This window comes from Streptococcus sp. NLN64, from assembly GCF_015831295.1.
Classification (GTDB): Bacteria; Bacillota; Bacilli; order Lactobacillales; family Streptococcaceae; genus Streptococcus.
The window spans coordinates 24373-35605 of sequence record NZ_JADXDQ010000016.1; the positions used below are offsets into that span (position 1 = coordinate 24373).

An 11233-nucleotide genomic window follows, 5' to 3' on the forward strand; every position below is an offset into this window, starting at 1 on the left:
TTAATCCTCCTCCGCTAGCAATTCTTGACGGCTGGCTTCATCCAACAAAGGATAGCCCAAACGCTTGCGCTCCGCCACAAATGTCTTCGCAACTTCTCGTGCCAAATTTCGAATCCGCGCAATATAGCCAGCCCGCTCTGTTACGGAAACCGCTCCACGCGCATCCAAGAGGTTAAAGGTATGGGAACACTTCAACACATAATCGTAAGCAGGGTGAACCAAATCAGCTTCCAAAGCTGCTTGCGCTTCCGCTTCAAACTGATTAAAGTTCTCCAAAAGCATCTCCTGATTGCTCAACTCAAAACTATATTTTGAGTGCTCAAATTCAGGTTGGTTAAAGATTTCACCATACTTAACACCGGCTGTCCACTCAATATCATAAACAGAATCCACTTCCTGGATATAAGAAGCCAAACGCTCCAACCCATAAGTAACTTCAGCGGTCACCGGTTGAGTCGCCAAACCACCCACTTGTTGGAAGTAGGTGAACTGGGTGATTTCCATCCCGTCCAACCAAACTTCCCATCCAAGACCAGCAGAACCCGTTGAAGGATTTTCCCAGTTATCTTCTACAAAACGAATATCATGTTCCAAAGGGTTGATTCCCAAAACCTCCAAGGATTGCAAATACAATTCTTGAATATTACTTGGACTTGGTTTCATCACCACTTGGAATTGGTGATGTTGATAAAGGCGGTTTGGGTTCTCCCCGTAACGCCCATCCGCTGGACGACGTGAAGGCTCCACATAAGCCGCATTCCAAGGCTCAGGCCCAATCGCCCGCAAGAAGGTATACGGACTCATAGTCCCCGCCCCTTTTTCATTGTCATAGGCCTGCATCAACAAACAGCCTTGGTCACTCCAAAACTGCTGCAAGGTTAAAATAATTTCTTGAAAAGTAAGTTTCTTTGCCATATAGACCTGCTTTCTATTTTTCCACTAACCAGTTTATACTTAAAGAAGAATTCCAGAGATAAGAAAAGAACCGCATTTCACACCCCTGTCCTCAGACAAGGGGCGTCGAAACGCGGTTCCACCCTATTTTTGCTTGTTAAGCCTTCATTCTTTTTTCACTGGTAAAAAGGGCCACTTATTCCTCTCCTATTCGGCTTCCACCATCCCGAACTCGCTTTCTACTCTTTACATTTTAAAATCTGATTTCGTTAATCTTCTTTGGTGAACTCCAGTTCAACCTTCATCAGATTGCCTTATCAGATTTCAAACTGTTTTGAGTATCAGTCGATAAGAATAATCAATCTTTTCGAAGACTATTCTATCAAAAGAAATACAGGTACGTCAATAAGATTTTAAGGACGCTATCTTGGATCTAGGCTTTTTTACGTTTTTTACTAGATACTACACCCAATATTGTCATCAAACTAAGTCCAGCAATCGTTAAGTAGGAACCTGTCTCTCCAGTGCTAGGAAGAGTTTCTTCAGAATTGACAGTTTTTGAAATAGTACCTCCGATAGTCTCCTTTTTGGTGCTATCAAATTGTTCAACTGGCTTAAGGCTAGTTACAGATTTATGTTGTGACTTGTTACGGCTAGATGGAGTGTAGATTAATCCCTCTAGTTTTGCATTCTCCTTGGATTCGCATGCAGCTAACTCCAACTCTTTTTGTTGCAACTCAGATTTTAATGCTGCAAGCACTAACAAATCTTGTTTTAGTTTCTCTTGTGCATCTGTTAATTTTTTCTGAGCCAAGTCAAAGTTTGCTTTAGCTTTCGCGTAAGCATCACCAGCTTTTTGTAAAGAATCTAATTCAGCCTGCGCTTGTTCAAGCTGTGCCTTCAGACTCTTCAAATCTTCTTCAGCCTTTGTAACAACTTCTTGTGCTTGTATTACGTTCGCCTTCAACTCCTCATGAATAGCCATTTCATGCTTTAGGGTATCTTGTAGTGAACTTAGCTCAGTCTGCTTATTCTCAAGTTCTTTTTGAAGAATCTCAAGATTTCTTAACTTCTCTTGATTGCCTTTAGTTAACTCATTCAACCGCTCTTTCGATTGATTCAATTTATTCACAGTCACCTTTTGGGATGCTTCAAGCTCTTGTTTATTCTTTGCTAAAAGCGAAGTCTGCTCTTGTAATCTTTTATCTTCGGAGGCACTTTCTAACTCAAACTGTTTGAGGTTTTCAACAGCAGTGGAATACTTTTCATTCTTATGATAAACCGTTTCTTCCCATACATACTTAAAAGTAGTTTTCGGCAAGAACTTCGTTCTTTTACCATTAAAATAAAACTCTGATCGTAACGGATCATTGTCCTCATTTTTGGCTGAGGCCAAGTTAAAAGCAGACCATGTATTCTGAGAGTTGGAAGGCAGTCTCTCGTATACATTCTTACCATCTGTAGAAACAAATGTCAGAACCGAGTATCCACCCGTTTCTACCATGGCAAGTCCAGTTCCAGAAGCACCTAAAAGCGGTGTTCTATGCCCATAGTTAAAAATATTAGCTTCCGTTGGAGATTTAGCTCCATAACTAGATCCATTAGTATAATCATTGAAATACTGTAAAATTTCTGTATATGCTATTTCTTTCTCAGAAAGTCTCGATTTCTTACTAAGACTTCCCAATGATGCATTCTCTGTCTCACTATTAAGGCCAAAGTCTGTAGGTTTTAAAATAGTATCATGACTGAGTTCCTTATGTCTTGCCATTTCATCCGTTCGAGCTTTAGCCCATTTCAAAGCCTCTGGAGTCACTGGCGGAACTGGAATATCGATTCCATTAATCTTTCGCAATTTTGTAAGATATTCCGAAACATATTGAGACACTTTCTCATAATCGATCTCTTTAACCGTATATTCTTCAGCGTTTTTCAATACAATAACTTCTGTGGCTTCACCATCAAATTCTACATTTTCATTGGCAGACACATAGAATTTCTTTCCGTTCGAAATATAGTACGGATCTTTCGGTTGTGAATAAGCGTCAGAATCACTAACTTTATTTTCAGCAATAACATGTTGAACCAATTCTGTTGTATACTCAGGTCCAGCTTCTTTAACAGCTTTTTCTAATTCTTCTCTTTTTTTCTTTGAATTTACATAAAATGCCGATTTCTCTTTCTTTAGCATTTCCATTTTTTGATTGAGCTCAACTAGATTTTGATGATTCTGCTTTAGTGTAGATTCTAGCTGACTCACTTCATGCTGAGCGGTAATGATGTTTTTTGAGTCAAAAGCCGCTTCTGCGGACCGAACTTTGGCCTCACTGTCTTGAACTTCCGCTAATTTTGACTCAACATCTTTTTGAGCCATTTCAAGAATTGGTTGGTGCTCCCGCACTTTTTGTTCTGCGTCTTTCAACTGACTCTTTGCTAGCTCAACAGATTGATCATTTGCTAGCTTCGTTTCAATTTCTGTAACTTTATCTTTTGTTGCAGAAATTTTTTCTGGTGTCGTTTCTTCTAATTTTTTAGCAGCACTTTCTAATTGTTCCAAACTATTAGCTAGTTCATTTTCAGCTGTAGAAAGATTCTCTTTTTCCTCAGAAACCACTAACTCTTGCATTTGGATTGTATTATTCAATTCATGAATATTTTCCTTTTCACGAATCAGTGTATCAGACTGACAACTGCAATCATCCAATTTCTGTGCTAAATTATCCTGATTTAGATTCGGAGCTGAAACTTCATCTGCTGCTACGCTCGACCCCGTTGCTGCAGATGCCACAACTACACCTGATATTAATATCTTTTTCACAATTATTCTCCTTGTTCAATAGTAAAATTCGTATGACGGATTATCATCCGTCTCTCTTGATTATATATATAATCAAGAGTTTTCTGGAATTGTAACAAAAATGTAACAATCAGTTCTTTAGACTATGTGAATTTTCACTATTATACCGGCGGTATCTTATGAAAAAGGTACAACAGAAGCAAATAAAAGAGGAGGCTCTTATGACTCAACATTCTCCATAGATCATGCTTGCATTAGAAGGTTCAAAATATGCAGAGTTGAGGGTGGGATAGACACCCGTCTAACTTTACGGAACCAAGCTCATCTGTTTCTTGTTCCCCTTGTTAATCCACGTGCCATTCAAAGTGTGCGCTGTGAACAAGAAAATCTCTTTTAGGTCAAAAACGACGCCGTAGTTGGCGTCGTTTTTACTGTGGTGTTTGGGTAAGCCTTTTGGGCGAGCTCTCATAACAAAGAACTTACTATCAATTCATTTTAATCTAGTTGATTTCGCCATTGAATTAAGGTTTCAATTTCCTCTTCTTGAATATACCCTGATTGTTGGGCTACCTCAACAAGAATATCGTACTGGGTCAAGGTATCGACTTGGATTCCTTTTTGGATAAAGGTATCCATAGTCTTAGAAAGAGAATAAGAAAAGATCGCAACCACACCCAGGACTTGTGCTCCTCTCTCAGATAAGGCTTCAATCACCTTCAAAGAAGAAATACCCGTGGAGATTAAATCTTCAATCACAACCACCTTATCTTGTGCACCTATTTTCCCCTCAATTTGATTTGTTTTTCCATGTTTCTTTTTACTATCACGAACATAAACCATTGGGAGATCTAAGCGGTCACTCACCCAAGCCGCATGGGGGATACCTGCAGTTGATGTCCCCGCAATGACGGTCACTTCTGGATAGCGAGATTGAATGATGGCGACTAAACCCGCCGCGATGCGATTACGAACAGATGGATAAGACATCGTTAATCGATTATCGCAGTAAATCGGAGACTGAATACCTGATGTCCACGTAAAATAATTTTCAGGTTGTGGTCTCAGCTCCACAGCTTTTATTTCAAGTAGGTCTTTGGCAATTTCATATCTTAAATCTGTCATTCCACTAATCTCCCATTTTATCCTTTACAAATGCAGCCACAAAACTCTGATAGGCTCCTACCGCATCAACTGCCTGTGTAATCGGACGTCCGACCACAATATGACTGACTCCCATTTTACTGGCGATATCCGGTGTAACCACCCGTTTTTGATCCCCTAAGTCATCTTGGCTAAATCGGATACCTGGCGTGACCCGAATGAATCCAGGGCCCCAACAATCTAAAATTTCCCCTGCTTCCTGAGCAGATGAAACAGCTCCATCTAAACCTGCTTCATGGGCTAAGGAAGCATAGTGTAAGACACTCTCCTTAAGGCTCAATTCCACTCCTTGTTCTTGCTTCATTTGTTCCTCTGAAGTAGAAGTTAATTGTGTAACCGCAATCACTCGCGTATTTAGTCCTCCTCCATCTACGATTCCTTGTTTGGCAGCCCGCATCATTTCCCTTCCCCCTGCTGCATGAACCGTTAAGATATCAACATCAAATTGAGCCAAGCCTTTAGAGGCTTGATAAACCGTATTGGGAATATCGTGAAGTTTTAAATCTAAAAAAAGTTTATGCCCTCTCGCCTTAATCGCTTCAATGACTTTCGGTCCATTTTGTAAAAAAAGCTCCATGCCAATTTTGACAAAAAGGGATTCTGAGCCAAATAAATCAAGGAATTGTAAACTTGTTTCAATTTCGGGGAAATCCAGGGCGATAATCACATTTTTTTCCATTGTTCATAACCTTCTTTTACTTCCATGCTCGATCCTTTAGTTCTAAAATATGATCAACACCAAGTTGATCCAAGGCTTGTGGCAACTGATTGATAATTTTGGGGCAAACAAATGGATCTGTAAAATTAGCTGTGCCAATTGCAACGGCACTTGCACCTGCTGAAATAAAATCAATCACATCCCATTCATCCATAATCCCCCCCATTCCGATAATTGGAATAGCAACAACTTGAGCTACTTGATAGACCATCCTAATCGCAATCGGCTTAATGGCAGCCCCTGATAGCCCCCCTGTGACATTCGCAATAATCGGCTTACCCGAGTAGTGATCTAACCTGACACCTACCAGTGTATTAATCATTGTAAGCCCATCGGCGCCTCCTTGTTCAACCGCTTTTGCTATCTCAATGATATCCGTCACATTAGGAGACAGCTTAACATAAACAGGGACTTGAGATATTTCCTTAACCCGTTGCGTCAGATCCCTGGCAACACGAGGATCCGTTCCAAATTGAATCCCACCACATTTAACATTAGGACAGGATATGTTGAGTTCCAAGGCCTTAACATTAGGTGACTTAGAAATATGCTTGGCTACATAGATATAATCTTCAACATTACTTCCAGCGACGTTGGCAATAATTGGCACGTCATATCTTTCAAGTTGAGGAAGTTTTTCCTCTATAATTTTATGAACACCTGGATTCTGTAAACCGATTGCATTTAACATGCCACTTGCAGTTTCCGCCACTCTCGGGGTAGGATTACCTAGCCTTTCTTCTCTCGTTGCCGCCTTAATCATAATAGCTCCAAGTTGAGATAGATCATAAAACTCTGCGTATTCCAGTCCGAATGCGAAGCAACCAGAGGCTGGCATAATCGGATTTTTCAGATTTAATCCTGGCAATGCAACACTTAATCTCTCCTCCATCACAACCTCCTAAAAAAATATGTCTTCTGCTTTAAAAACAGGCCCTTCGTAACAAATTCGAGCTGTGTCATTTGTTTCTGTCCGACAAACACATGCATAACAGGCTCCAATGCCACAGGCCATTCTTTCTTCCAAAGAAACATATCCCGTTTTATCCTTATTCATCTCCTGTAAAGCTTTCAACATTGGAAATGGTCCGCAGGCAAAATACTGTTCAAACTCTATTTGATATTTTTCGATAATATCTGTAACGAATCCTCTATCTCCTTGGCTCCCGTCCACCGTACTAATATAGGTTTTACCCAAGCTTGAAAATTCCTTTTCGTAAAAAACTTCTTTATCAGAGTTGAAGCCCAAGATATGGATTGTATGAACTCCCCGTTCATTCAGCCGTTTTGACAATTCATAAAGGGGGGGAACTCCGATTCCCCCTCCAACGAGAAGGGCTGTTTGACCAGGATTTAAAGTATCCAGATGATATCCCTGTCCAAGAGGGCCCAAGACATCCACTTCTTGTCCAACTTCAACTTGAGAAAGGACTTGAGTTCCCTTACCTTCTGCTCGATAAATCACCACAATAACCTTTTGTTCTGGGATAACCTCACAAATTGATATGGGTCTCCGTAATAAAAATTCATGTCCTTTACCTACTCGAATATTGATAAATTGCCCTGGCTCTATCATCGATTCTGCAATCTCTCCGAATAAGGTGAGTTTAAAAATATGATAGGCAATTTCCTTATGCTCCAGAACTTTCGCTAACTGAACCTGCATCTTTTTCTCCTATCTAATGACTGTTACTCATTCCATTTCCAACATCCGACCTTTTCAAGCCTGATCTGTATTCTTTAACAGGACTCTCAGACCTGTTAAGCTACCATCATCAGCTTTCCTGGTCATCTCTTTGAAAGATTCGAGTATTCCGATTTCGAATGTAGTTAAGTGTTAATCTCACATAATACTTGAACTTTCATCAAAATCTTATGACCAATCCTCTAAATGACCATGGACGATTCTTCCCTCACAAAAGGTTAAAACTGGAATTCCAAATACTTCCTGCCCCACATAAGGTGTATTTCTACCCTTAGATAAAAATGTCTCTGGGTCAATTTGCATCCTTTTATCCAAATCAATCACAGCGAGGTCAGCCAAAGCCCCTTCCTCTATTTTCCCATACGGCAAACCAAAAATTTCGGCTACTCTTTTTGACATCAGTTCTACTACTTGATTTAAAGTGAAGATTCCTGTTTTAACAAAGTGTGTATATATCTGCGCGAAAGCGGTCTCACTCCCCACAATACCAAATGCCGCCTCTGCCATCGGGACCTCTTTTTCATACGCTGCATGAGGGGCATGGTCTGTCGCAATCATATCGATTGTTCCATCTAATACCCCCTCGATCAAGGCTTCTCGATCCTCTCTCGCTCTTAGCGGTGGATTCATCTTCCAGAGACCACTTGCCTCATGAATATCCTCTTCATCACTGATTAAATGGTGAGGACAAACTTCACACGTAACGTGAATACCATTTTTTTTGGCTTCTCTAATGAGTCGAACCGATTCCTTGGTTGAAACATGACAGACATGATAATGGCACCCTGTTGCTTCTGCCAATAAAATATCCCGTGCAATTTGAACTGACTCACAAACAGAAGGAATCCCTTTTTGCCCTAATTCTTGACTACGTTTTCCACAGTGCATACTTCCTCCCCAAATAAGAGAGTTATCTTCACAATGTGCTACAATCGCCTTACCGAGCCTCGCAACGATTTTCATGGATTGGTACATCTTATTGGCATCTTGTACACCACGCCCATCATCACTAAAGGCAAAGACATACGGTGCTAATGCCTCAAAATCAGCATATTCCTGTCCTAACTCTCCCTTTGTAATTGAACCATACGGAATAGCCCGAATAACACTATCGCGTTCAATTAACTCTAACTGAACTTTCAAATGTTCGTAGGTATCTGGAACAGGATTCAAGTTTGGCATTGGCATTACCGTTGTAAATCCCCCTTTAGCTGCGGCTCGTGAAGCCTGATCAATGGTTTCCTTATATGAAAAACCTGGTTCACGCCAATGCACATGTACATCAATAAAGCCTGGAGCTATAAACTTGCCTTTTAGATCAATGGTCCGACCTTGCTCGACTCTTAGATTTTCGCCTATTTTCTGAATGTATTTACCTTGAATGAGAATATCTCGTTGAACCAGAAGCCCTTCCTCTAATACTCGCCCATTTTTAAGTAGTAGCATGATGACCTCCTTATAAATCATTTTCTTGAATGATTTTCTCTAAAATTGCTTGCCTCATAAACATCCCATTTTTCATCTGTGGAAAAATAAGTGACTTTTCTTGTTCAACAAGTTCATCCGCAATTTCAACGCCTCGATTAACTGGAGCAGGATGCATCACAACCGCTGTTTCTTTTAATCGATGATAACGCTCTGAAGTCAATCCGTATTGTAAATGATAGGAATTTTTATCGAATATTTGGCTGCCGTCATGGCGCTCATGCTGTACTCTTAGAAGCATACAAACATCTACTTCTTCCACTACGTCATCAAATTGAACCACTTCTCCCAGAGTTACATCTTTGTAGAGATCAGGACAAACAAAGCGTACCTGCGCTCCTAGTCGTGTGAGCATATGGTAGTTGCTTCTTGCTACCCTAGAATTTTTGATATCTCCTACAATAATAATATTTAGTCCTTCTATTCTCCCAAAATGTTCTTGTATCGTCATCAAATCCAACAAACTCTGACTCGGATGCTCTCCACTCCCATCACCACCATTAATAATCGGAATCATTAATCCTTCTAGTTGCTGATAATAGGCCTGTTCAGGATGCCGAATAACCAAAATGGATGTCCCAATCATCTCTAAGGTTTTACAAGTATCATAGAGAGATTCTCCTTTATTTACAGAAGAGGTTGAGACTTCAAAATCTACTACCTTCAATCCCAAATGCTTTTCTGCAATTTCAAAACTCAATTTCGTTCGGGTAGAGTTTTCAAAAAATAGATTTGCGATGAAGAGATCCGGTCGATGAAGACTTGGTGCCCCAGCCTTTATTTCTAAGGCTCTATCGATTAATTGAAATACTTCATCATTCGTCAAATTTTCCATTGTCAGCAAATGTTTCATCTACACCCCTCCTTAAATTAAATACAAAAAAAATACCTTGTCGGCTAACAAGGTACTCAAAAGAAGCGTATGACAAAACATACCGCAACAAAGGAATCTCTTATTAGCCTCTCTGGACTATCTTAAAAAGATTTTCTATTCAGTTAAAATTTTATCTCCGCTCCTTTTCTAGTTGATTGTTTAAGAAACAGAAAGACTGTCTCTTCTGACCTAACTCACTACTCAAAAATCTTTGATCTTCGAGTCCTAGTGAGAAACTTCTCAATTAGATTGACAAATTTTCAGATCGCCTCTCTGGACGAATGAGAATTTGAATATAAGCTACCGCAAGTATACCTTACCCTGTGAATTTTCTCAACCATTTTTATGCTCTTTTTATAAAGTTTTTTTAGTGGTGTTTTCAAAAAAATAGCCAGTATCATACTGATATTCACTTTATTCAACTTTAAAAATTCAAAAAAAACTGGATAAATAAAAACCATGACAAAGACCTAAATCCAAATCATCACATTCACTGATTATTTTTTTTACAATAAATTTTAATACGTATGGACACATCTAATACTTAACCAATTTCAAAATCAGAATACTCGCGAATTTCAAAAAAATGACAAGGACAGCTGATGATGATTGTCCAAGACACGCAATCAATAAGTTCATCAAAGAGGCTTGACTAAGTCAGATTTTGAAATCAAATGAGTATAACCGAATCACGTATAAACTGTTATACTCGTTATGAAAAACTCCAGAGATGTGAAAACACGGTTCCATCCTATTTATGAACCTCCCAGGTTCAAAAACAACTTTCTTACTCCTTGTTTTAGTACTCTTTGTGAAATGAAATTCAAAATTTTCATAAACACTCGAAAAATATTATCGGAGATTTCCAAACTTTCATCACTATAATATTGCATTATTTCATGAAAAGGTTTACAATAGAGCTATATAAAGGAGGAAACTCTTATGACTCAACATTATCAACACATCATGGTTGCTTTAGATGGTTCAAAATCTGCGGAGTTAGCTCTGCATAAGGCCATCCATGTAGCTTTACGGAACCAAGCTCAACTGTTTCTTGTTCACGTTGTTGATACACGTGCCATTCAAAGTGTGACCCCTTTCGATTCTGAGGTTTATAAACAATTAAAACTTGAAGCTCAGAAGATGCTAGGGGAATACGAGGAACAAGCCCATGCTGCTGGCTTAACTGAGGTTCATCAAGTCATCGAGTTTGGAAATCCAAAAACTCTTTTAGCAACTGACATTCCAGATGAACATGAGATTGATTTGATTATGGTGGGAGCTACTGGTCTCAACGCCTTCGAACGTCTCTTAGTTGGTTCTTCATCTGAATACATTCTCCGTCATGCCAAGGTCGATTTCCTTGTTGTTCGTGATCAGGAAGATCTCTTTTAGAGCAAAAAAGACGCCTTAGTTTGCAATGTCATTAAGTTAAGGATTTCGAAAGCTCCTAAATCGAGCTTTCGAAATCTTTTTTTGCTATACTTAGGCTCAAGGAGGTGGATAGAATGCCAAATCAAGTAAAGAAGCAACTACGAAATAGTATTACTGCTGTGATAAAGCGAGATAGAGAAAGTTTGATTCACAACCCATCTGATT

Annotated in this window: 9 protein-coding genes; 1 reads left to right on the forward strand and 8 read right to left on the reverse strand. The window is 39.5% G+C overall.

Annotated elements, in window-relative coordinates:
* The 8 genes from glyQ to I2503_RS03920 form a co-directional block, all read right to left on the reverse strand.
* A complete protein-coding gene (gene glyQ, locus I2503_RS03885; protein WP_196967085.1) occupies positions 1–915 on the reverse strand; it encodes a glycine--tRNA ligase subunit alpha in 915 nt (304 codons plus the stop codon).
* 412 nt (positions 916–1327) lie between these two features.
* Complete coding sequence (locus tag I2503_RS09855) at positions 1328–3712, reverse strand: LPXTG cell wall anchor domain-containing protein (protein ID WP_196967086.1); 2385 nt, start codon at positions 3710–3712, stop codon at positions 1328–1330.
* Positions 3713–4186: 474 nt separating this feature from the next.
* A complete protein-coding gene (gene pyrE / locus I2503_RS03895; RefSeq protein WP_196967087.1) occupies positions 4187–4813 on the reverse strand; it encodes an orotate phosphoribosyltransferase in 627 nt (208 codons plus the stop codon).
* Between the two features lie 4 nt (positions 4814–4817).
* A complete protein-coding gene (gene pyrF / locus I2503_RS03900) occupies positions 4818–5531 on the reverse strand; it encodes an orotidine-5'-phosphate decarboxylase (protein WP_196967088.1) in 714 nt (237 codons plus the stop codon).
* 16 nt (positions 5532–5547) lie between these two features.
* On the reverse strand, positions 5548–6462 hold the full coding sequence (locus I2503_RS03905; RefSeq protein WP_196967093.1) for a dihydroorotate dehydrogenase: 915 nt from the start codon (positions 6460–6462) through the stop codon (positions 5548–5550).
* A 9-nt stretch (positions 6463–6471) separates the two neighbouring features.
* On the reverse strand, positions 6472–7236 hold the full coding sequence (locus I2503_RS03910) for a dihydroorotate dehydrogenase electron transfer subunit (RefSeq protein ID WP_196967089.1): 765 nt from the start codon (positions 7234–7236) through the stop codon (positions 6472–6474).
* Positions 7237–7443: 207 nt separating this feature from the next.
* On the reverse strand, positions 7444–8721 hold the full coding sequence (locus I2503_RS03915; RefSeq protein ID WP_196967090.1) for a dihydroorotase: 1278 nt from the start codon (positions 8719–8721) through the stop codon (positions 7444–7446).
* 10 nt (positions 8722–8731) lie between these two features.
* Positions 8732–9613, reverse strand: coding sequence for an aspartate carbamoyltransferase catalytic subunit (locus I2503_RS03920; RefSeq protein ID WP_196967091.1), 882 nt, complete (start codon positions 9611–9613; stop codon positions 8732–8734).
* 963 nt (positions 9614–10576) lie between these two features.
* Here I2503_RS03920 and I2503_RS03925 point away from each other — a divergent pair.
* The gene (locus I2503_RS03925) at positions 10577–11029 is read left to right on the forward strand and encodes a universal stress protein (protein WP_196967092.1); all 453 of its coding nucleotides are present in this window, start codon (positions 10577–10579) and stop codon (positions 11027–11029) included.
* The last annotated feature ends 204 nt before the right edge of the window (positions 11030–11233 follow it).